General features: G+C 42.1%; 21 protein-coding genes and 1 riboswitch. Of the genes, 6 read left to right on the forward strand and 15 right to left on the reverse strand.

The features are described 5' to 3' along the window. Positions 1–17: 17 nt before the first annotated feature. The 3 genes from QUE03_RS00615 (at position 18) to QUE03_RS00625 (ending at position 4,255) form a co-directional block, all read left to right on the forward strand. Positions 18–644: a paraquat-inducible protein A gene (locus QUE03_RS00615; RefSeq protein WP_286264065.1), complete on the forward strand. Its 627-nt coding sequence runs from the start codon at positions 18–20 to the stop codon at positions 642–644. A 118-nt stretch (positions 645–762) separates the two neighbouring features. Further along, a complete protein-coding gene (locus tag QUE03_RS00620; protein ID WP_286264066.1) occupies positions 763–1,257 on the forward strand; it encodes a paraquat-inducible protein A in 495 nt (164 codons plus the stop codon). Beyond that, the gene (locus QUE03_RS00625; RefSeq protein ID WP_286264067.1) at positions 1,250–4,255 is read left to right on the forward strand and encodes a PqiB family protein; all 3,006 of its coding nucleotides are present in this window, start codon (positions 1,250–1,252) and stop codon (positions 4,253–4,255) included. The genes QUE03_RS00620 and QUE03_RS00625 overlap by 8 nt, the downstream gene beginning before the upstream one ends. A gap of 54 nt (positions 4,256–4,309) precedes the next feature. Here QUE03_RS00625 and thiE read toward each other — a convergent pair whose 3' ends face one another. The 10 genes from thiE to spoT form a co-directional block, all read right to left on the reverse strand. Continuing rightward, positions 4,310–5,812: a thiamine phosphate synthase gene (gene thiE, locus QUE03_RS00630; protein WP_286264068.1), complete on the reverse strand. Its 1,503-nt coding sequence runs from the start codon at positions 5,810–5,812 to the stop codon at positions 4,310–4,312. A gap of 12 nt (positions 5,813–5,824) precedes the next feature. Beyond that, positions 5,825–6,622 (reverse strand): thiazole synthase, encoded by a 798-nt coding sequence (locus tag QUE03_RS00635; protein WP_434019799.1) that lies wholly within the window; start codon positions 6,620–6,622, stop codon positions 5,825–5,827. A 2-nt stretch (positions 6,623–6,624) separates the two neighbouring features. After that, on the reverse strand, positions 6,625–6,831 hold the full coding sequence (gene thiS / locus QUE03_RS00640; RefSeq protein ID WP_286264070.1) for a sulfur carrier protein ThiS: 207 nt from the start codon (positions 6,829–6,831) through the stop codon (positions 6,625–6,627). Next, positions 6,828–8,024, reverse strand: coding sequence for an FAD-dependent oxidoreductase (locus QUE03_RS00645; protein WP_286264071.1), 1,197 nt, complete (start codon positions 8,022–8,024; stop codon positions 6,828–6,830). The genes thiS and QUE03_RS00645 overlap by 4 nt, the downstream gene beginning before the upstream one ends. Before the next feature lie 19 nt (positions 8,025–8,043). Further along, positions 8,044–9,930, reverse strand: a complete 1,887-nt coding sequence (thiC, locus tag QUE03_RS00650; protein WP_286264073.1) for a phosphomethylpyrimidine synthase ThiC — start codon at positions 9,928–9,930, stop codon at positions 8,044–8,046. Between the two features lie 76 nt (positions 9,931–10,006). Further along, a riboswitch (TPP riboswitch) is annotated at positions 10,007–10,108 on the reverse strand. Positions 10,109–10,278: 170 nt separating this feature from the next. After that, positions 10,279–11,277 carry a 2-hydroxyacid dehydrogenase gene (locus tag QUE03_RS00655; RefSeq protein ID WP_286264075.1) on the reverse strand — a complete coding sequence of 333 codons (999 nt, stop codon included), beginning with the start codon at positions 11,275–11,277 and terminating at the stop codon, positions 10,279–10,281. A gap of 108 nt (positions 11,278–11,385) precedes the next feature. Then, complete coding sequence (gene recG, locus QUE03_RS00660) at positions 11,386–13,488, reverse strand: ATP-dependent DNA helicase RecG (RefSeq protein ID WP_286264077.1); 2,103 nt, start codon at positions 13,486–13,488, stop codon at positions 11,386–11,388. A 16-nt stretch (positions 13,489–13,504) separates the two neighbouring features. Next, complete coding sequence (gene trmH / locus QUE03_RS00665) at positions 13,505–14,212, reverse strand: tRNA (guanosine(18)-2'-O)-methyltransferase TrmH (RefSeq protein WP_286264079.1); 708 nt, start codon at positions 14,210–14,212, stop codon at positions 13,505–13,507. Positions 14,213–14,501: 289 nt separating this feature from the next. Further along, positions 14,502–14,894: a RidA family protein gene (locus QUE03_RS00670; protein ID WP_286267712.1), complete on the reverse strand. Its 393-nt coding sequence runs from the start codon at positions 14,892–14,894 to the stop codon at positions 14,502–14,504. A 12-nt stretch (positions 14,895–14,906) separates the two neighbouring features. Further along, positions 14,907–17,018: a bifunctional GTP diphosphokinase/guanosine-3',5'-bis pyrophosphate 3'-pyrophosphohydrolase gene (gene spoT, locus QUE03_RS00675; RefSeq protein ID WP_286264081.1), complete on the reverse strand. Its 2,112-nt coding sequence runs from the start codon at positions 17,016–17,018 to the stop codon at positions 14,907–14,909. Positions 17,019–17,077: 59 nt separating this feature from the next. On the opposite strand from spoT, the gene QUE03_RS00680 reads away from it, so the two are divergent. Further along, positions 17,078–17,221 (forward strand): hypothetical protein, encoded by a 144-nt coding sequence (locus tag QUE03_RS00680; protein WP_286264083.1) that lies wholly within the window; start codon positions 17,078–17,080, stop codon positions 17,219–17,221. Between the two features lie 5 nt (positions 17,222–17,226). Here QUE03_RS00680 and rpoZ read toward each other — a convergent pair whose 3' ends face one another. From rpoZ to QUE03_RS00700, 4 genes are all read right to left on the reverse strand, one after another. After that, positions 17,227–17,505 (reverse strand): DNA-directed RNA polymerase subunit omega, encoded by a 279-nt coding sequence (gene rpoZ / locus QUE03_RS00685; RefSeq protein ID WP_286264084.1) that lies wholly within the window; start codon positions 17,503–17,505, stop codon positions 17,227–17,229. A 55-nt stretch (positions 17,506–17,560) separates the two neighbouring features. Then, positions 17,561–18,190, reverse strand: coding sequence for a guanylate kinase (gmk, locus tag QUE03_RS00690; protein WP_286264086.1), 630 nt, complete (start codon positions 18,188–18,190; stop codon positions 17,561–17,563). 143 nt (positions 18,191–18,333) lie between these two features. Next, on the reverse strand, positions 18,334–19,521 hold the full coding sequence (locus QUE03_RS00695; RefSeq protein WP_286264088.1) for an amino acid aminotransferase: 1,188 nt from the start codon (positions 19,519–19,521) through the stop codon (positions 18,334–18,336). Positions 19,522–19,779: 258 nt separating this feature from the next. Beyond that, the gene (locus QUE03_RS00700; protein WP_286264089.1) at positions 19,780–20,490 is read right to left on the reverse strand and encodes a DUF445 domain-containing protein; all 711 of its coding nucleotides are present in this window, start codon (positions 20,488–20,490) and stop codon (positions 19,780–19,782) included. 127 nt (positions 20,491–20,617) lie between these two features. Here QUE03_RS00700 and QUE03_RS00705 point away from each other — a divergent pair, with 127 nt between their 5' ends. Next, positions 20,618–21,478: a peptidylprolyl isomerase gene (locus QUE03_RS00705; RefSeq protein ID WP_286264091.1), complete on the forward strand. Its 861-nt coding sequence runs from the start codon at positions 20,618–20,620 to the stop codon at positions 21,476–21,478. A 22-nt stretch (positions 21,479–21,500) separates the two neighbouring features. Here QUE03_RS00705 and QUE03_RS00710 read toward each other — a convergent pair whose 3' ends face one another. Beyond that, positions 21,501–21,974 (reverse strand): NYN domain-containing protein, encoded by a 474-nt coding sequence (locus tag QUE03_RS00710; RefSeq protein ID WP_286264093.1) that lies wholly within the window; start codon positions 21,972–21,974, stop codon positions 21,501–21,503. A 114-nt stretch (positions 21,975–22,088) separates the two neighbouring features. Between QUE03_RS00710 and dbpA the strand changes: the two genes are divergently transcribed. Beyond that, complete coding sequence (gene dbpA, locus QUE03_RS00715) at positions 22,089–23,471, forward strand: ATP-dependent RNA helicase DbpA (protein ID WP_286264095.1); 1,383 nt, start codon at positions 22,089–22,091, stop codon at positions 23,469–23,471. The last annotated feature ends 38 nt before the right edge of the window (positions 23,472–23,509 follow it).

Below are 23,509 nucleotides of genomic sequence, written 5' to 3' on the forward strand. Positions count from 1 at the left end.
TTCAATAGGTTACTAGAATGGGTTCTCGGCAGGTAATAGATAATTTTAATGTATGTCACCTTTGCGACGGACTTTCTATTACGCCTGCAATCAAACCAGGTCAAAAAGCACTGTGTCCTCAATGCAACAGTACTGTGTACGAATGCAAACATAATCCTATTGAGCGAACGCTCGCAATATCATTAGCGGGGATGTTGTTATATATTCCTACATTGATGTTGCCTATTATTGGTATTGGTGCTGCGGGAATATACAACAATGCATCGCTTTTTGACTGCATCGCTCTAATGATCAACCAAGGCTTTTATGTCATTGCCTTCAGTTTATTTATGTTTACCTTAGCAATTCCTTTAGTGCGACTTTTTTCTGCGTTTTATATCTCTTTTGCGATCTATCGAAAGAAAGTCACGCCGTCGCTTTTTGTATTTTTTCGTTCCTACCATATTCTCGATAGCTGGGCGATGATTCACGTGTTCTTCTTCGGCATAGTTGTATCTATGTATAAGTTGGTTGAGTTAGCTGATTTGTCATTAGAAGGAGGCTTATTGAGCCTTATTTTGTTGCTACTATGCTCTACCTTGATTTCGGTTACCATGGATCATCATCATTTCTGGGAACATATGGAACAGGCACTGGATGATTAGTGCAAAATCGCAAGGCTTAGGCTGTTGTCCTTGTTGCCATAAACTCGTAAAAATAACACAAGAAAAACAACCGTGTCCGCGGTGTAATAAGGTTTTCAGTATACGCAAACCTCATAGTTTGCAATATACATTTGCTTGGACCATTGCTGCCTTAGTGATGTTCATACCAGCCAACATCTATCCTATGATGGTGTTTTATACCTTAGGTAACCCAGACGCATCAACGATCTTAGAAGGTATTGCTATTTTTATTGATTTTGGCATGTATCCGGTGGCATTGATCATTTTTATTGCCAGCTTTATCGTTCCTCTTGGAAAAATAATGGGGCTGTTTGTACTGATTTATAATACGAAATTTAATTCAACGCTCACTATGGCTCAGAAGAGTAAGCTATATCATTTGGTTGAGTTTTTAGGTCCTTGGTCAATGTTGGATGTGTTTGTTGTTGCCATCATGGCAGGGGTGGTAAATCTTGGTTTTCTGACCAATGTAGAGGCGGCAATGGGAATTACTTATTTCGCCTTGATGGTAGTGTTTACAATGATTGCAGCTGAAAGCTTTGATGCTCGCTTGCTGTGGGATAAAAATAATAACGGGAATGACAATGACTGAGAGTTTGCAAGAAAGTCCGGAATTGATCGTCAAAAACGCAAGAGGTATTTCAGCGGTATGGCTTGTACCGATGATTGCTTTATTATTTGGTGGTTGGCTGGTGTTTAAAGCTATCGCCGATCGTGGTGTGTTTATTACGGTTCAATTTGAAAATGCAAACGGCATTGTTATCGGCAAAACGGAAGTCAGATATAAAGGTCTAACTGTTGGAACGGTGAGCGATGTAGTTGTGTCAGACGACCTGCAAAGTGTATTGGTTGAAATTGAAATGATAGGAGCATCAAAAAATACCTTAACCGATAAAACTCTGTTCTGGTATGTTACTGCAGATGTCTCGTTTCAAGGGGTATCAGGTTTAGATACCTTGCTTTCTGGCAGCTATATCAATATACAGCCGGATGTTGCAGGAGATGGTGTAACTCAGCGCGAGTTCGTCGCAATAAAAGAAGCGCCTGAGCTATCACAAGCAGTGCCAGGCTTACATATCACTTTAAGCGCAAATAAATTGGGGTCAGTTGCGAAAAATTCGCCAGTGAGCTTTAAGCAAATCAATGTCGGTTACGTGTCAGGGCATCAATATGATGCGGAAAAAGAAGAAGTCAAAATACATGTCTTTATTGAACCAGAATATGCCAGTTTAGTGAAAGAAAGTACTCGTTTTTGGAACGTTAGTGGCGTTCAAATTACAGGCTCTGTAACCTCAGGTATAAAAGTTAATACGGAGTCGTTAGCGAGTATCATTTCTGGTGGCATTGCCTTTGATAATTTATCGTTCGAGGCTGAATCAACAGAGGCCGAAAATGGACAAAACTTTCAGTTGTTTGATGATTTTCTCGATGCACAAATGGGCCACGAAGTGACCTTAGTGTTAGGTTGGAACGCCAATGTCGATATCGGTGCATCGGTAGTCTATCAAGGGTTGACGATTGGCCGGGTTGATTCATTTGAAAAAATAGATCCCGTGACGCGTCAAATCAGAGCTAAAGTGAAAATGAACCCTAGAATTGCTCCTTATTTAACCACAGAAGCGCAATTCTTTATCGCTGCTCCTGAGTTTGACTTAGGCGGTGCAACCAACCTCAATCAACTTATTGCTGGTTCACAAATTAAGTTTCGTCCGTCATTAAAGGGTGACCTCAAAGACGAATTTATGGTCTACAGTGTTGAACCTGCGTATAAATATTCAGAACCTGGCTTACATTTGGTGCTGAAATCTGATCACGTTGAATCATTAAAAGTGGGTTCAAGTATCTATTTCGAACAACAAGTTGTTGGTTCGATTCAAGCAATCGAAAACAAAGGGCCTAATCAGTTCTTAGTCCATATTTTTATTCAACCTAGCTATCAAGACTATGTCACCACAGATAGTCGCTTTTGGAATGCAAGCGGTGTAAGGATATCAGGCAGTATTCAAAACATTGAGGTACAAACGCAGTCGCTACAAACAATACTTAAAGGCGGTATTGCCTTTGATGTTGGGCATCGCGATGATGCTGAGCGCCCGAAAAATGGCGACATATACACCTTACTTCAAAACAAAAACATTGCCAAAGAGCGAATAGCTATTGATTTAGTCACTACAACCACTAAGGGCATTAAACGTGGCATGCGTATTATGTATGGTGGAGAAAAAATTGGATCGGTCCACGCTATTAGTCGTTACCAAGAGCAAGTGTTCATTCATGTAGGTATTTTACCCGAATTTGAGTTTATTTTACGTGAAGGCAGTCAGTTTTGGTTAGCGAAAGCTCAAATAACACTGTCAGGATTAGACGATACTGACGCACTTTTCGGTGGAGATTATTTTAATGTCAGTGTTGGAGACGGCGAGCCTGCCAGCCGTTTTAACGCATTACTTGAACCTCCACAAAAGCCGATAACGGCTGATGGTTTGCAAATATCGTTAATTGCAGAGTCGGGTAATGTTGCAAGTTCTGGTAGCCCGGTAAGTTACCGAGGGGTAGTTGTTGGGCAAGTGGATAATATTTCGTTAAATGAGCAGGATGACAATGTCTTGATTCACTTAACTATCGCTCAAGAATATCGCCACTTGATTAACGGCTTCACACGCTTTTATAGCGCAAGTGGCGTAACAATCACGGGTAGTTTAAGTAAAGTGGTGATGAAAACTGAATCTGTGGATACCATTTTAAAAGGTGGCATCAGCTTTTATAACGGTGAGGGAGATGACCAACAGATACCAGTAAAAGAAGGTGACAATTTTACGTTATACAAAAATGTAGCGATGGCAGAATCTGCAGGTAAACCTGTGACAATTTACTTTAATGAGCTTGAAGGCTTAAAAGCCAATATGGCCATTAAATATAAAGGGCAATCCATTGGGCTTGTAGAACGTTTGAACTTTGAGCATGGTGAGTTCGGCGTTACAGCACTTGTTTTTCTCAATGATGCAGGCCGTAAATTTGCCGTTGAAGGCAGCAAATATTGGTTGGCACAGCCGCAACTAGGCTTAGTGGGATCACAAAATTTAGATGCCATTATTGAAAGCTATATCAGTGCGCTACCAGGCACAGGTGCAGAGAAAACGCAATTTTACGCAGAAGATATTGCACCGGCAGTAACTTATCTACCCTATGGGTTGAATGTTACCTTGGTGGCTCAGCAATTGGGCTCGGTCAGGGTGGGAGACCCCGTACTGTATCGACAAGTTAAAGTAGGTAAAGTCATTGGTGTTGATTTGTCTGCTGGCGCAGACAAGGTTAATATTTACCTTAATATCGTCCCCAAATATAAGAACTTAGTGACAGCGCAAAGCCAATTTTGGAATACTAGCGGTGTTCATGTTGAAGCTGGCTTATTCTCCGGCGTCACTATTGACTCAGAATCCGTAGAAACAATTTTGGCAGGGGGCGTTGCTTTTGCTACACCCGAATCCGCTGATGGCTATGTTCCCGTCGCTAATGGCCACAGCTTTACGCTACAACAAGAATTTATTGATGAGTGGCATGAGTGGGCCCCTACAATCAATATTGAATAAAAATGCCATTTCAATTGCTCTGTCGGAAAATAATTAGCACCGACAGAGCAGATGTTATGCACGATGGTGAGCTTGTATTTGTCGGTTAAACGCCTCAACGGCTTGCCGATAATCGTTTGCTTGTGTAATCGCTGTAACTATTGCAATACTATCAACTCCGGTCGCTAAGACCTGCGCTACTTTATTTAGGGTTATGCCGCCGATAGCCACAACAGGGATGTTTTCTCTGAGCATTAGTATTTTTTCTAAATTTTCAATGCCTTGTATTTGTCCTGTCATATCTTTTGTTTTTGTAGGAAAGATCGCGCCTATGGCCAGATAAGAAGGCTTTAACTGTTGTGCTAACAAGAATTCATAACAGCCGTGTGTGCTGATCCCTAATCGAAGGCCAGCCTGAGCGATTGCATACAGATCGCTGGTAGCTAAATCCTCTTGTCCAAGATGCACGCCGTAAGCGCCCAATTCTATTGCTAGTTGCCAATGATCATTAATGAATAATCGGGTGTTATACCGTTCACTCAGTGTAACGGCTTGTTTAATCGTCGTTGCCAACGCCTGTCCATTTAGGTGTTTAATACGCAGTTGAATGATTTTTAATCCTAAAGGTAAGAGCTTCTCTAGCCAATCAATGGAGTCAACTATAGGGTATAAGCCTAACAAATTTTCACTGTTCCCTTCATTGCCACATAAACCTAGTGAAGGGAATCGCGAAAGTTTTTGATAATGTTCGCTTATATCATCAGTAACTGCTGGAAAATTAGCAGGCTCAATTGGAAAACCGCGTTGCTCAAACGCGCCATAGTGAGCATTCTTGCCGACATTGACGTTAAGGCCTTGATTAATGAATGCTTTGGCTAAGGTAAAGCTGTCCCTGAGTAAATGCCCTTGTGCTAAAAAGGTCGCCACAGCAGTAGAATAACTACAACCACCGCCATGGCTATGCTGGGTTGAGATCATGGATGAACTTAAACTAAATTTAATTTGTTTTTCCGACAAAGCGAGATCGGAACAAAGTGTATCTTTGCCGTGCCCGCCAGTAATAATTACGTTCTTAACACCGTATAATTTAAGTGATTTAGCTAATTCAACTTTCGATGAATTAGTCGAATTTGTTAGCTGTTGCGCTTCATAAAGATTAGGGGTGATCACGTCAATATGCGGTAGTAGCGGCAACAGTTGCTTGGCGGTCATTAATGACAAAAATCCGCCAACACTTGCTGATATTACAGGATCAAAAACGATAATTACTTTAGGCTGTAATTCACGCAGTTTTTTTAGAAACCCAACCAGCCATTGTAGTTGCTCTAGGCTGGCGACTAAGCCAATCTTAATGGCGTGCGGTGACTTATCTGCCAGTAAAAGCTCCGCTTGCTCTTTCAATACAAGAGCTGGAACAGGATATACATTAACTAACTGTTGTGAATTTTGGCTGGTATTAGCAGTCATTATTGAGCACATTTCTGCACCTAGTACATGACCCGTTTTAGTATCAGCGCTAATGCCTGCGCCACCCGAACAGTCGTGACCAGCAATTGACCATAGAATAACTTTATTCATTTGTATGATTCGCTAATTTGATTGATGCCAAAAAGGCGTATCGAGGGTGGGTGTGCTTGGGTGAGCAGTTTGACGCTCTTTCATCACGCCAGCGACATACCCTTGTTCACCAGCCTGTAGTGCTTGTTTAAAGGCGCTGGCCATTTTGGTCGGATTTTCTGCGAGCGCAATAGCACTGTTTAGCAAGACTCCGTCGTAACCCATTTCCATAGCGATGCATGCATCCGATGGTTTACCAATTCCAGCATCGAGTATTAGTGTGGCTTGAGGTAGCCTAAAACGGATAGTCTCTAAATTATAAGGATTCATTAAGCCTTTGCCTGTTCCGATAGGTGAAGCCCAAGGCATGATGACATCACAGCCTAAGTCCCATAATCTCTGGCAAAGCACTAAATCATCGGTACAGTAGGGCAGTACCTTAAAGCCGTTGCTGATTAACTGCTTGGTTGCCGATAGCAGCTCAATCGCATCGGGTTGCAAGTTATATTCATCGCCTATTACTTCCAGCTTTATCCAATTCGTCTGAAATATTTCTCGACTCATTTCCGCCAGCGTCACTGCTTCTTGGGCGGATTTACAACCTGCGGTGTTGGGTAGCAAGTGACCGTCGACAATTGTGATGATTTCTTGTATGTATTGCCAAATTTTCTGTCCTGATTTTGCATGGGGAGATTGGCGCTTGAGCGATAAAGTCACCACTTTTGAGCCACTGGCCAAAATGGCTTGTTTCATGATTTTAGGTGATGGGTATAACGCACTGCCAATGAGTAATCGAGATTCCAATGCTGTACCGTAAATATTTAAAGCCATTATCATCCTCCTTGGATAGGCAGCAAAATATCGATGCTATCGCCGTGTTTAAGTTGGGTGCTGGCGTAGAGCGTTTTACCGACAAAAGCTTGATTCAATGCAAGGGCAAACGTCGGCCGTCTCTTGCTTTTAAAATGTATTTCAAGCGCACATTCAATGGTGCTATTTGTTGGTAAAATTATTGACTCGCCATTGATAAAAACTTTCATCTAAAATGCTCCATTTGTTGATTGGACTGTGAGCATGCGTTATTCACGGCTTGTTTGATTTGTTGAAGGATAACGGGGGCAATTAAGAAACCGTGCCGGTACAAGCCATTAACCTGAATAATCCCCGGTTGGCTGCTTATTTTAGGCTGATTATCACTAAAAGCAGGGCGACAATGACTAACATGTTGACGAATATTCGCCTCTGCTAAACCCGGGTGCACACTGTAAGCCGCGCTTAACAACTCCATTGCAGAACGTACGGTCATCGGTGACATATCATCACTTTCAATCTCTGTTGCGCCTACGACAAAATAACCGCGAGGTTTAGGGGCGATATATAGTTGGTATCTTGGGTGCATTAAACGTACGGGACGATGCAAATGTACATGCGGGGCGTACAGTTGAAAGAGCTCACCGCGTATGGCACGTAAATCTGCTATTTGCATTGCGCTATTGGTTTTCTTTGTCCCACGAGGATTTAGACAAGCACCAACACCTCGACAATCAATAGCTAAATCTACCGCCAGTTTTTTGTTCGGTAGCTGTTTGTTGCTTGAGCGTTTTTGATACTCGATCACCGTTTTATCTGGCGAGTTTGAAGTACCATGCGGGAAGATATTAGTGACCTCACATTCTGAAAGCCAAGGTACCTGCTCACGTTCTAACTGTTTTTTAAGCGCAATTAACAGTCGGCGATTGCCCAGTTGTCCCTCTGGTGGTAAATAGAGTCCTCGTTGAAAATTGCGGCCAAGCTCTGGCTCCAATTCAAGTAACTGCTGGCGATCAAGTGCTTGAATATTGTGGTGCTTAAAATAACGGAACAAGAACCGTTGATGGCGTTCATAATCACCTTTATCTTGCTCGTGACTCACCATTAAGGCGCCAGCTTGTTGAAAGAAAACGTGCTCATCTAAGCTTGATAATATACTAGGCCATAGTGTTAATGCTTCTAGCCCCATTTCAACAATACTGGTATCGGCATGTAGGGCTTCACCTAAAGGCGTCAGCAAACCAGCCGCCGCGTAGGCGCTGCTGGCTTTACCATCTTTGTTATCTTTATCAATTAAAGTCACATGATAACCGCAGCGATGAAGCTCAAGGGCAGTAAGTCTGCCCATTAAGCCTGCACCGATCACCGCAATAGTCACCTCATGATTTGCATCATTTATGCGTTTGTCTGTAAAAGCTTTCATGGTTATTCCTTGGCTTTTACTACAATGCGGCGCGATAAATTTGTCCGCCAGAGGCTTTAAACTCGGCCGACTTATCTTTCATTCCTTGCTGTGATTTTTCGAGATTCTCCGCGTAATCACGCACTTCTTGAGTGATTTTCATTGAGCAGAATTTGGGACCACACATAGAGCAAAAGTGAGCGACTTTGCCTGATTCTTGAGGCAATGTTTCGTCGTGGTATGCTTTGGCGCGCTCAGGGTCTAAGCCTAGGTTGAATTGATCATACCAACGAAATTCAAAACGAGCTTTTGATAGAGCATTATCACGGATTTGTGCGCCCGGGTGTCCTTTGGCTAAATCACCCGCATGGGCGGCCAATTTATAAGTGATCAACCCTTCTTTTACATCTTCTTTATTGGGTAGCCCTAAGTGTTCTTTGGGAGTGACATAGCACAGCATGGCACAGCCATACCAACCAATGTTTGCTGCCCCGATACCAGAAGTTATATGGTCGTAACCGGGAGCAATATCTGTGGTCAGTGGCCCTAAGGTGTAGAACGGCGCTTCATCGCAGTGCTTAAGCTGTTCTTCCATGTTGGCCTTAACCATGTGCAGAGGTACATGACCAGGGCCTTCAATCATCACTTGTACGTCGTGTTGCCAAGCGATTTGGGTTAGCTCGCCTAAAGTATGAAGTTCAGCAAACTGTGCTTCGTCATTGGCGTCGGCAATCGAGCCGGGACGTAAACCATCTCCTAATGAAAACGACACATCGTAGGCCTTCATGATCTGACAAATGTCTTCAAAATGTGCGTACAAGAAATTTTCTTGGTGATGCGCTAAACACCATTTTGCCATTATCGATCCGCCGCGAGAGACGATGCCGGTTAACCGTTTTGCCGTCATCGGCACATAACGAAGTAGTACACCGGCATGAATAGTGAAGTAATCCACCCCTTGCTCGGCTTGTTCAATTAAGGTGTCTTTGAATATTTCCCAAGTTAAGTCTTCAGCTACGCCATTCACTTTTTCCAATGCTTGGTAGATAGGAACTGTACCAATCGGGACGGGAGAGTTGCGAATGATCCATTCTCGTGTTTCGTGAATATAGCGTCCGGTGGACAAATCCATCACCGTATCCGCGCCCCATTTTGTCGACCACACTAATTTTTCAACCTCCTCCTCAATAGAAGAAGAAACGGCAGAATTACCGATATTGGCGTTTACCTTAATTAAAAAGTTGCGGCCAATAATCATCGGCTCAGCTTCAGGGTGATTGATGTTTAGTGGAATGATGGCACGACCTTGAGCGACTTCATCACGAACAAATTCTGGGGTAATTTGTTGTGGGATCTGAGCGCCGTGTGCCTGACCTTGATGTTGCTGTGTCAGTATTTCACTCTTTACTGCATCACGTTGTAAGTTCTCTCGGATGGCAATGTATTCCATTTCTGGGGTAATAATGCCTTGTCGAGCATAGTGCATTTGGGTGACGTTTTTACCGGGTAGCGCCTTTCTAACGATAGGAAGCTGGTCAAAACGGATGTGATCAAGGCCGTCATCGGCTAATCGCTTTTGACTAAATTGCGAGCTGGCGTTATCAAGTACAGTGACGTCTTGTCGATCGATTATCCATTGCTCTCGAAGCTTGGGAAGTCCTTGTCGAACATCAATTGTTACTTCACCGTCAGTATAAAATCCCGAGGTGTCGTAAACGCATATTGCTTCGTTTTCTTGATAAATGGGATTTTTTTCATCTCCACCGATTAAGCTGGGCGATTGGTGTATTTCACGCATACCCACGTTGATCTCGTGCAATTTTCCCTGTACATAGACCTTTTTTGAATTCGGGAATGTCTGATTGGATAAATTTTCTATAAAGTTTTGTGCGTCTTTTCGTTGTTGACGACGATTAATTGAACTCATTGCTCTGCCTTTAAATTTTGGATAGATTTAGGCGGAGTTTAGGTATGATAAAACGAGGACGAGACTACCCCATAAGGGTATTCTCGAGCTTGTTCCCTTCGCAGAAATTACTCTGATCAGGTTCTACGGATCCCGCAAATAAATGCGATCTCAGCCTAGGGCACTCCGACAAGTTCTGGTATCACTTCTTTTTGATATGAAGGATAACGCAAGGATTGTAACTGAATTTAAATTTTAACTGCAAGGTAAAGTATTTATTTTTGCTATTATTGTATTACGCATTTTAACAAGTGCTCTGTTGGTAAAATACCCATTACAGCTGATATTGTTATCAACCTCAGCGGTTAATTAGCACAGTAAAAATTCGTTATCTAATTGCTGGTTAGACAGTAAAGTTGTTAATGAGCCGACCGTTGTTTTAGCGATTGTTGAAATAGCCTCTTCGGTGAAAAAGCCTTGATGACCCGTAATAACCACATTGGGGAGTGACGCTAAACGAACAAATACATCGTCATCAATTATTTCGCCAGATAAATCTTCAAAGAACAGGCTGCTTTCAAGTTCATAAACATCAATCCCTAAATAGCCCAATTGCCTGCTTAATAGTGCTTTTACTATGGCGACACTGTCTATTAGTCCGCCGCGACTGGTGTTTATCAGCATGGCGCCTTTTTTCATCAGTTGAAGAGTGTCTTCATTAATTAAATGGTGGGTGCTGTTTAACAAAGGACAATGTAAGGAAATGATATCAGAACGCCTAAAGAGCTCATCTAGTGAGACATACTCGGCACCTAGTTGCTTAACCTGTTCGCTTTCGTTCGGATCATAACAAATAAGCTTGCAGCCAAAACCGGTCAAGATTTTTGTTGTCGCTAAACCGATGTTTCCTGTGCCAACAATACCCACCGTTTTCTGGTGTAAATTGAAACCCATTAACCCATCGAGTGCAAAATTATCTTCTCGAATACGATTATAGGCTTTATGAAATTTACGGCTCAAAGTCAGCATTAGTCCAACGGTGTGTTCGGCCACCGCTTCAGGTGAATACTCAGGCACTCGGCAGAGTTTGAAACCATGACGAGCGGCGTAATCTATATCTATGTTATTGAAGCCAGCACATCGTAGAGCGATCACTTTGATGCCAAAATCTTTTAAGTGATCGAGGACGAATTTGTCGGCGTGATCGTTAACGAACATACAAATAGCATCAAAGCCCTGAGCAAGATCGACAGTTTCTCGAGACAACTTTGATTCAAAAAACGTAAATTCAAGATCTGTATCAACATTATATTTTTCTAAAAAAGCTTTATCGTACTTTTTACTACTAAAAACGGCGACCTTAAACATTTTCAATCCTGTGGCGCGGCATTAATCAATACTAGAAGTATATTTGAACTGGATAAAAAAACTGTGATTGTTTGTTAATTGAGCAAATGAGAGGGAAATGAGAACGTCCTAGGCGTTCGAATATTTTTCTTTGCTACCTAGCCAGCGATCGATAAGCAAAAGTGCTTGCTCGGGATATTTCTTCCATAGCTGGTAAGCATGCTGCTGTACTTCTGGTACAAGTGCTGCATCTCTCACTAAATCAGCAATTTTTAATTCGGCTAAACCGGTTTGACGGGTGCCCAGTAGCTCACCAGGACCACGAATTTCTAAATCTTTTTGGGCAATAACAAAGCCGTCATTGCTTTCACGTAGCACTGCTAGGCGCTTGGTGGCAGTTTTTGTCAGTGGTGTTTTGTACATTAACACGCAGTGTGATGCGACCGCGCCACGGCCAACTCGGCCTCTTAGCTGATGTAACTGTGCTAGCCCAAGTCGCTCTGGATTTTCAATCACCATCAAGCTGGAGTTTGGTACATCAACGCCCACCTCAATTACGGTTGTGGCAACCAATAAATGCAATTCGGCTGATTTAAACGCTTCCATCACTTGCTGTTTTTCAGCTGCTTTCATTCTGCCATGCACTAAACCGATGTTTAATTCAGGAAGCTGTGCTTGTAGGTACGTCGCGGTGTCTTCGGCTGCTTGGCATTGCAATACTTCTGATTCTTCAATGAGCGTACATACCCAATAAGCCTGGCGGTTATCATTGGTACAGCCTTCACGAATGCGTTCAATAACATCGTCACGTCGTGTGTCAGGTAGTGCAATGGTTTTAATCGGCGTTCTGCCCGGCGGTAATTCGTCGATAACGGAAGTATCCAAGTCTGCATAAGCGGTCATCGCTAATGTACGAGGAATGGGTGTTGCCGTCATGATCAATTGGTGTGGGTGTTTACCGGAAATATTGCCTTTTTCACGCAACGACAAGCGTTGATGAACGCCAAACCTGTGTTGTTCATCAATAATAATTAATGCCAAATTTTTAAAGCTAACTTGCTCTTGAAATAACGCATGGGTGCCTACGGCGAGTTGAATATTACCATTGGCCATTTGTTCTAAGGCAATGGCGCGTGCTTTTGCTTTTGTCTTACCTGCAAGCCAGCCAACATTGAACTCAAGCGGTTCAAACCACTTTTGAAAATTAATGGCGTGTTGCTCTGCCAGTATTTCTGTCGGCGCCATTAAAGCAACTTGATAGCCTTGGCTAATAGCCGTTATTGCCGCAAGTGCAGCCACTAGGGTTTTACCCGAGCCAACATCTCCCTGCACTAAGCGCATCATCGGTGTTTCTTTTTGCAGATCCTTTCTAATTTCTTCAACGACTCTTGCTTGTGCGTTAGTGGGTGAAAATGGCAAGCTGTCCAAAAATTGCTTGTTGAGCTGCTGATCTACTTTAAAACTAACCGCGAAATCTTTCTCTGTTGAGGCGCGTAGCTTTAACATGCTTAGGTTTTGCGCTAACAATTCTTCTTTAATCAAACGGAGTTGAGCAGGGTGTTTGCCTTCTTCAATTTGTGTGGTTGATGTTTCTGGTGGTGGTCGATGAATAATCGCCAACGCTTCAGCTAAGGTAAAAGGTTCATTAACAAACTCTGCAGGAAGTAATTCTTGCACAGAGCCCATGGATAATCGTTTTAGTGCTTGCTCAGAAATATTTCTTAAAGTGAGCTGCCTTAGGCCATCAGTCGTCGGGTAAACAGGCGTTAGTGTTTCTTCAACAGGCGTTAAAGCATGGTCGTTGTCCAGTTGTTTATATTCGGGGTGTACAATTTGAAAACTACGAGGGCCGCGTTGTATTTCACCATAGCAACGGACTTCAGTCCCGATGGACAAGTTGTTCTTTTGAGCGGCCGTAAAATGAAAGAAACGTAAATCAAGCGAGCCTGATCCATCATTTATCGTAACGACCAGCATTCGACGTCGACCTTGTATCACTTGGCTGTTGGTCACTTGTCCAATAATGTTGGTATAAACACCGGGAATTAAGTCACGAATTGCGGTAATTCGTGTTCTGTCTTCATATCGAAGGGGTAAATGAAACAGTAAATCTTGAACAGAGTGTAAACTGAGTTTGGCAAACTTCTCGACCATGCTTGGGCCAACGCCTTTAAGCGCAGAAATAGGTAACTGCGCTAGATTGGTGAGTCCTTCCGTTGCTCTACTGCTCATTATTTATTGGTGATGCCTAGTCGTCGATGTCTTGCCATGATTCTTGGGTCATCTGCATTTTTTTCCACCAATCATCACAGGCGACGATCTGACCGTCATCATCAATATGTGGGAAAGGTAAACCTTTGGTTTTACAAACTTTAGCGAAAATAGGATGACCGCCTTCAAATAACATTCGTTGGCGAACTTCTTCGCTGATGGTGGCTTTTTCGTATAATCCAGCGGCAACACGTTGTCGCTGTGCTTCATATAAAACGACTGCATTTGCAACTGATACATTAAGAGATTGCACCATGCCAACCATAGGAATTACGATGTCATGGTCAGCCATTTCTTTAGCAACATCAGATGCGCCAAATTTTTCTTGGCCTAAAATAATTGCCGTTGGTTTAGTGTAATCAATTTCTCTAAAGTCGACTGCTGTATCTGACAAGTTTGTTACTAATACCTGCATGTTTTGCTGCTTTAATACCTTAATCGCATCTTTTGTGCTTGAGTAGTTATGAACATCAACCCAGTTTTGACTGCCTGCAGCACTGCCGCCAGAAACTCGCATGCGCTCATTTTTCCATACTGCATGGACATCGCTCACGCCTATCGCATCGCAGGTACGTACAACCGCTGCGAGGTTGTGAGTTTTGTGCACGCCTTCCATACAAACGGTTAGGTCAGGTTGGCGTTTGTTAAGCATCTCTAAGATTCGTTGATGTCTTTCTGGAGTCATTTTTTCTTCATAATTTACATTGTTTCTGTGTTGCTAAAGTAATGAAATTCAATCACGTACCTATTGTACCCTCATTAATTTATTGCTCCAGCGCCTCGCCTAAATGCGAATTGTTTTGAAAAACACATTTGGCTAATTTTTTTGTTTTTAATTTAAGTCCAAGCATCTTATAGTTCAGATGAAGTGTGAACGATACTCAATCAAAGAGAAGTAACGCAGTATACAAGTGTATATGAGTAACTTCGATGCAGAGTTGGTTTCGATCACGCCAATATGAACTTATATAAGATTAGGCGACGTTTGGAATCTCCATGATACCGTCGATTTCAATTTCTACGTCTTTCGGTAAACGAGATACTTGAACTGCAGCTCTTGCTGGATACGGCTCTAGAAAATATTGACTCATGATTTCATTCACGGTCGAAAAATTAGATAAATCAGTCATGAATATGTTCACTTTGACCATATCATTGATTGAGCCACCTGCTGCTTCGCATACTGCGACCAAGTTCTTAAATACTTGTTCAGTTTGCTCTTTAAAACCACCATCAATGACTTCCATTGTTTCTGGAATTAAAGGGATTTGGCCAGACAAATAAACAGTGTTAGACACTTTTACTGCTTGGCTGTAGGTGCCGATTGCGCCTGGCGCGTTTTCTGTGCTGATAATACTTTTCATAATAATCCTGTTTTATTATTTGTTACGAATGACTTTTTGAACATCAACCATAACTTTAATTTTTCTCATAATGTCGGCTAAATGTATTCTATCACGACAAGTAATTTCCATATCGATGACATATAACCCGGTGTCTTTTTCACCGGAATTTAATGCCACAACATTAGATTCATGTCTAGCAATAACGTTTGTTAATGCAGCCAATGCTCCTTTATGATTAATGATATCTATACGAAGCTTAGCAACGAATTCCTTATCTATATCACTATCCCATTGTACCGGGAATAATTTAGTTTCTTGGCTTTTGATATTACGACAACCTTGCTGATGGACAATAAGCCCTTTGCCTGGGCTTAAATAGGCCAAAATACTGTCGCCAGGAATAGGACGGCAGCACTTGCTATAAGTGACCATCATGCCTTCAGTGCCTTTGATTGGCATTTTTGCGCGAGTGCTCGACTCTGAATCGCCAATATCACTGTCTTCCGTAAATTCATCGGTTAGGCGGCGCGCAATACCAATGCTAAGTGCGTTACCCAATCCGATGTTGGTTAACAGATCATCAAAGCTCTTATTACCTGTTTCTTCAACAACTTCATCAATTTTTTCTTGTACGATATCATCAAGTTTTGTTGAGCCTAATGCGTGACTGAGTAGGCGTAAACCCAATGCTTGAGATTCTGTTTTCTCTCGAGAGCGTAAATAGGTTCTAATTTGTAAGCGTGCTTTTGCGGTCACCACAAAGTTTAACCATGTGGCATTCGGTCGTGCGGCCGGCGAGGTAATGACTTCTATGGTTTGGCCTGAGTCTATCGGCTGACTTAGCGGGAAAGGTTTTCGATCGACCTTAACACCAACACAAGAGTTCCCGACGTCAGTATGGACTGCGTAGGCGAAATCGACCGCGGTTGCACCCATCGGTAATTCAATAATGCGCCCATCAGGAGTGAAAACATAAATTTCTTCGGGAAATAAATCTGATTTTACGTTTTCAATAAACTCGAAGGAACTACCGGCGCTTTGCTGTAATTCGAGTAAGCTCTGCATCCAACGACGCGCTTTCATTTGTGCGGTGGTTCCGCTGTCATCGCCATCTTGCTTATATAACCAGTGCGCGGCAACACCTTTGTCTGCCATTTGGTCCATGTCATGTGTACGGATTTGTATTTCGACGGGAATACCATGAGGACCAATTAGTGAAGTATGTAAAGATTGATAACCGTTCGTTTTAGGAATGGCAATATAATCTTTAAATCGTGATTCAATTGGTTTGAATAAATTATGAACCGCGCCGAGGGCTCGATAACAATCATCAATTTTTTCACCGACGATCACGCGGAACGCATAAATATCCATCACTTCATTAAACATTAGCTCTTTGTTTAACATTTTACGGTAGATTGAATATAAATGTTTCTCTCGACCAATAACTTCCGCTTGAATGCCGCTTTCTTCAAGGCGATGGAATATCTCTCCCTGAATATTCTGAATGATTTCTTTACGGTTGCCGCGTGCTTGTTTGACGGCTGAACGTAAAGCTCTTGAGCGCATTGGATATAACGCTTCAAAGCCTAATACTTCGAGTTCATTCTTAATGTCATGAATACCTAAACGATTGGCAATAGGCGCATAAATTTCTAAAGTTTCGCGGGCAATACGGCGACGTTTTTCAGGTCGCAATGACTCAAGCGTTCGCATATTGTGGGTACGGTCGGCAAGTTTAATTAAGATAACTCGGATGTCTTGCACCATAGCAAGTACCATCTTGCGGAAATTTTCCGCTTGCATTTCTTCTTTGTTATCAAACTTTAATTTATCAAGTTTACTGACGCCTTCTACAAGCTCTGCAACTGTATTACCGAACAGCTCGGCTAGTTCTTCTTTGGTAACAGGAGTGTCTTCAATTACATCATGAAGTAATGCAGCCATCAGTGTTTCATGATCAAGGTGCATTTTGGCGAGGTTCAATGCCACAGCTACGGGGTGTGTAATGTACGGATCACCGCTAGAACGCATTTGACCGTCATGGGCATCATGAGCAACAACATAGGCTTTCTTCAGTAAGTCTATCTGTACCTTAGATAGATAACTAGAAACATACTCTTTTAACGGTTCAAATAGATACACTCAAGGCTCCTGACCTGATTATTCTTATACAGCGACTCGCTGACAGAGAATTTTTACATTTGATGAAATTCACATGGAAAAAGTCAACGGGTTATAGCTCTAGGATACGCATTATTGCTGATATTGCCAATATCGCAGACATAAAAAAACGCGTAATCACTTATTCAGTAAATCACGCGTTGTTTATTGTTTTTGCTCAATAGGCTGATTAGCCTTGTTGACCACCAACAATTGCAGCAACAGCAGCCAGTTCAGCTGACTCTTGTTGTACTTGTTCTTGACGATCTACGTCATCCATTACGTCCGAGGTGATTAGCTCAGCTTCAATCTCACGTAAAGCTAATACAGTTGGTTTGTCATTTTCAACTTCTACCATAGGGTCTTTTCCACCCGTGGCAATTTGACGCGCACGACGTGATGCAACTAACACCAAGTCAAAGCGATTGCCGATTTTTTCTACTGCATCTTCAACAGTTACGCGAGCCATTAAGCTACTCCAACAAAAATTACTTTACAAAATAGCCGACCATTATAATAAACGATCAATCATTAGCCAATAGATCTTTGAATAAATCTTGATGTATTATTGTTTGCTGGCTTCTTTTAAGGCGTTGATTGTTGACAATCGTCACTAAATCTTGCGTTGCTTGCTCAAAATCATCATTAACAATGATGTAGTCAAACTCTTGATAATGTGAACATTCTGACTGAGCTTGCGCCATTCTATCTGCTATCACGTCTTCACTGTCTTGGCCTCGTCCGCGTAACCTTTTTTCAAGTTCCGCTTGAGATGGCGGAGCAATAAAAATCGTTGTAACGCCGGGCTTTTTCATGCGTACTTGTTGTGCACCTTGCCAATCGATATCCAAAAACACATCAATGCCTTTGGCCAACTGATCGTCAATGGCTTGTTCAGAGGTGCCGTAGTAATTGCCAAAAACTTCTGCATACTCGTAAAAAGCACCTTGCTTAATTTGTTTTTCGAACGTTGTTTTGTCAACAAAATGATAGTGTTGGCCGTCTACTTCACCTGGTCGCATCGCTCGGGTTGTTGTTGAAACAGACACTTGCATAGGTCTTGCTGAATCACTTTTTAATAGCGCCGTAATCAGGCTCGATTTACCTGCACCACTTGGCGCAGAAAGTATAAAAAGGTTACCTGTAGCCATCAAAATATCCTCGTCGACAATCGGTTAATCTGTGTTTAAGGCGCGCACTATACCTAATTAACTAAATTTAGTCTTTATTGTTCGAATTGAAAACATAAAAAAAGCCAGACTAAGCCGGCTTCTTTCAATAACGCGTTTAAAAACGGTTAAAGTACTTTGGCAATAGATTGCGCTAAGTAATCGACATTGCTGTTTGCAATGCCTGCAATGCTCATTCGGCTTGAACCGACCATGTAAATAGCATATTCGTCTTGTAGTTGTTGTACTTGCTCAGGGGTAATACCCAAGAAAGAGAACATACCTTTTTGTTCAGTGATGAAATCAAAGTTACGGGTAACGCCGTTCTCTTTTAACTTATCTACAATTAATCGTCGATTGCCGTTAATGCGATCGCGCATTTCGCTTAATTCGTTATACCATTCGTGGCGTAATTCGTCAGAGCTCAAGATGGTTTCTACTAATGCAGCGCCATGTGCTGGCGGCATCGAATAAATTACACGAATTACGTAAAGTAATACTGAATAGGCAATATCTACAGCGGCAGATGACTTACCAATAATAGTCGTTGCGCCAATACGGTCACGGTATAAGCCAAAGTTCTTCGAACAAGAACTACAAACGATCATTTCTTCAACACTGTTGGCCATTAAACGTAGGCCGTAAGCGTCTTCGTCTAATCCATCGCCAAAACCTTGATATGCCATATCGACAACCGGTAGAAAGCCGACTGACTTAGCAACATCAGCTACTTGTTGCCACTGTTCTTGATTTAGGTCCATACCACTTGGGTTATGACAACAAGCGTGAAGTAAAACCGCATCGTCCGCACTGACTTGTTTCAGTGCTGCTAACATACCATCAAAGTCTAACGACTTATTTTCGTAATCATAATAAGGGTAGGTTTTAACGGTTAAACCTGCTGCTTGGAATAAACCTGTGTGATTAGCCCAAGTGGGATTACTGACCCAAATCGTGGCGCCTGGTTTACATGATTTGATAAATTCTGCTGCAACTCGTAATGCACCAGTACCGCCAGGAGTTGATACGGTGCGAGTGCGATTGTCTTGTAGTACTTTATGGTTGCCGAAGATAAGCTTTGCCATTTCATCATTAAATAATGGTGAGCCGGTTGGGCCAATGTAAACCTTGGTATCTTCATTATCGAGACGGTATTTCTCTGCTTTTTTCACACAATCGAGTACTGCTGTGTGACCAGCTTCATTTTTATAAACACCCACACCTAAATCGATTTTTTGTGGGTTTGCATCTTCTCGATATTTAGCCAATAGTCCTAGAATAGGATCGGCAGGCAACGCCTTTAAGCTACCAAACATGACTCCAATTACCTTCTTTAATTTGAGCAGGAAGTTAACTAATAAATGCGTAGCACTCATTAGCGATTAATTACTGATTAATTCGCGCCCAGCATAGCTACAATAGCGCTGTTTTTAAAGCGTTAGTGTTAAATAATTTTGATATAAATTAGGGGGAAAAGTTACTAGCTGTAAATGAAGTTACACTCTAGTGTAAAAAAGCCAAATATGAATTAATATTTGGCTCTAGATTCTGGTTAGTCAGGAAAACTTCTATGATCACATTGTGCCGGTAATGGCTGCGATAAAGCCGATAATTCCGCCGAAAACGCCTCCCCAAACTACCAACCAACCTAAATGCTTGCGGATCATGGTTTGAATAATCTCTTTAACTAATTGTGGCGTAAGTTCATTTAAGCGTTGTTCAATAATATCGCTTACTTTTTCTTGCATGTGAGCAATATTGGTATCACCTTCCAGAGATTCTCGTAGGTTTTGATGAAAATCATCGGTTTGTGTGATCTCTACAACACTGATTTTCATTTTCTCGATGAACGGCTCACGCATAGGCTGTAATGCTTCACTGCCGCCCACCATGGCTAACATACCGCCAAATGAAGAGTTTTCGATCACTTCAACTAAGCCATCAAACGCAGGATTTAAATCAACTTTTTTGATCACAGGCGCAAGATCGATACCTGTAGCTCCCCCTTTATCGTCAGAGAGGAAACGATCAATATTTTCCTTAGTAAAAAACTGCTCCATCATTAACTGACGAATGCCTAATTTGAAATCTTCAAATCTTGCTGGAATAACCCCTGAGCCATAGAGCCCAGGAACTTTCTCAAACAACATGTGTATAGCAAGCCAATTTGTTACTGCACCTGAAAGCGCAAATAAACCGATGGAAAACAGGATAGGTTGAGATAAAAAGTGTCCGGCTAAGGTAAGGATTAAAGCTAAGGTATTAGTGATAACACTTTTATTCACGAAAAACTCCAACGGTAGTAATAAAAATCAGAGTTATGGTAGCAATCCTTATGAATGAGTGACAATAGTTAGCATTAAAATATTGTTGAGGTATGATGATGTTAACGAAAATAAAAATGAATAGAATATGAAAAAACTGCTCTCCGTAATTTCAATTAGCGTTTCGTTACTTGCTTGCCAACCTTTATCAGCCGATGAATCAAATCAATGGCGTGTATTAGATAACAATAACCTTGCACTAATGACACTGCCTCACGGCCAAGTGGTAATTGAACTCGCGCCGCAATTTTCACCAAATCATGTGACACAATTTAAACAACTGGTTAAACGTGGTGTATATAACGGTAATAAATTTTACCGTGTTATTGATGGCTTTGTCGCACAAACTGGTCCAGCAGAGGGGAGTCCTCAGGCCCAAAACATCGCCTCTTTAGCGTTGGAAGGGGAGTGGTCTATAAAGGATGATTGGCAAATGACCTTGGTACAAGAAGGTGACTTATTCGCCGAGCAAACAGGCTTTAAAGAAGGCTTTGCTATTGCAGCTAATCCCAGTGAAAAAGCGGCATGGTTAGCACATTGTCCTGGTGCGGTAGCAATGGCAAGGAGCAATGAAGCTGATAGTGGCAATAGCCACTTTTACATCAACAATGGCCAAGCCCCGCGTTATTTAGATCGCATCATGTCTGTTTTTGGCCGCGTTGTTTACGGCATGAACCATGTGCAGGCCATTCAACGAACACAAGTGGATGAGGGTGATAAGCCGGTTAATTCTTCAGACTATACGCCAATTGTGACCATGCAGATGATGTCTGACTTACCTGCTGAAAAGCAGTGGCAACTGGAAGTAGAGAACACGGAAAGTGATTTATTTGCTGAACGTTTAGTTAAGCGAAAAGAACGCGCCCATGCGTTTTTCTTCAAAAAACCGCCACCCGTATTAGATGTGTGTCAGGTGCCGCTTCGAACACGAATTAAAAAGAAGGTATAATTGCTACCTCATATACATAACTCTATTGCGTATATGATTCATCAATGGGGTGATAGTGCGTTGCTGCGTGAATCAGTGAATTTGCCGTCAACGCTTGCACCCCATAAACGTGAGTTTCAACGCCGTATTTTTGTGCAACGTGGGTAAGCAGTCGATCAAAATCACCATCGCCTGATAACAAAACAATGATGTCGACGTCTGCCGCTGCTTCCATGATATCTATAGTGATACCTACATCCCAATCGCCTTTAGCTGAACCATCGCGGCGTTGAATGAATGGCTTTAGTTTTACATCAAAACCAATGTGTTTGAGTGCTTTTTGAAATTTATGTTGTTTATCATCACTACGCTGAATGGCGTAGGCATTGGCCAAAACAATATCGCCTTGATGTGCCAAGTGTTGCCAAAACTGTCGATAATCAAACTGACGGCTGAACGTATCTCGCGTGGTATAGAAAATATTTTGAACATCAACAAACAGAGCAATTTTTTTCAAAGGAGGCAATTCCTAACAGTAAACACATAATTCGCACATTTATTGTATCAGTTTTAGACTAAGTTCCTGCTACAATAGCATTATCATATATTTTTCTTCTGCTTGGATCTTCTTTTGTCTTCACTTGATTTTACTTCCTTAAATTTAAAGCCTGAACTTAGCGATAATTTAGTATCACTGGGTTATCAACAAATGACACCGGTACAGGCAGAAAGTTTGCCTTTAATTACGGCGGGCAAAGATGTCATTGCACAAGCAAAAACAGGCTCGGGAAAAACTGCAGCGTTTGGTTTAGGCTTGCTAGAGAAACTTAACGTGAAAAGGTTTCGCGTGCAGTCATTGGTGCTTTGCCCAACCAGAGAGTTAGCTGATCAGGTTGCCAAAGAAATCAGAAAACTTGCTCGCGGCATTCACAACATCAAGGTGTTGACCTTATGTGGCGGTATGCCGGTTGGTCCGCAAATTGGCTCGTTAGAACACGGTGCTCACATCATCGTCGGTACGCCGGGGCGCATTGAAGATCATTTAGTTAAAGGCCGTTTAAATCTAGATAACCTTGAAATGTTGGTGCTAGATGAGGCGGATCGTATGTTAGAGATGGGCTTTCAAGAAGCACTTGATTTAATCTTTGGTTATTGTCCGCCTAAGCGTCAAACCTTGTTGTTTAGTGCGACCTTTCCGGATCAAATTAAGAGCATTGCCAATAAATTAATGCAATCGCCAGAACACGTAAAAGTCGCGTCAGTTGCCGCTGAAAACACCATTAAACAATCTTTTTATCAAGTGGAAGATAATGATCAGCGCATGGATGCGCTACGATTATTACTACTTTCTCATCAGCCAGAATCTGCGGTCGTGTTTTGTAATACCAAAATCGCTGTACAAGAAGTCACTCAACAATTAATACAATATGGCTTTAGCGCCTTGGCATTGCACGGTGATTTAGAGCAACGTGATCGCAACGAAACCCTGCTTAAGTTCACCAATAAAAGTGCCTTGATCTTAGTGGCGACGGACGTTGCCGCGCGCGGACTAGATATCGATGATTTGGATGCCGTGTTTAATTATGATTTAACGCCAGACCCTGAAGTGCACGTTCACCGTATCGGGCGTACCGGCAGAGCTGGTAGTCATGGGCAAGCGTTCTCAATTTATTGTAATAAAGACTCGCGCCGCATTGCCAATATTGAAGACTATCAAAAACAAGATATTGAAACGCTACCACTACCGGGAATTGATGTACTTAATCAAAAACCCAAATCACCCACTATGACAACATTACAAATTGATGGCGGTAAAAAGAATAAGTTACGTCCTGGGGATATTGTCGGTGGCTTGACCGGAAAAACAGGAATTAAGGGCGATCAAGTAGGTAAAATCCAAGTGTTTGATGTCAAAGCGTATGTTGCGGTTGAAAGCAAAGTAGTCAAAGCGGCAATTAAGAAAATTTCTAACGATAAAATGAAAGGCAAAAACTTCAGGGTAAGAGCGATTTAAAGCCTTATAGTTGAACGTGAAGAGTTGTGAGCTGCACA

The organism is Thalassotalea atypica, assembly GCF_030295975.1.
Classification (GTDB): domain Bacteria; phylum Pseudomonadota; class Gammaproteobacteria; order Enterobacterales; family Alteromonadaceae; genus Thalassotalea_F; species Thalassotalea_F atypica.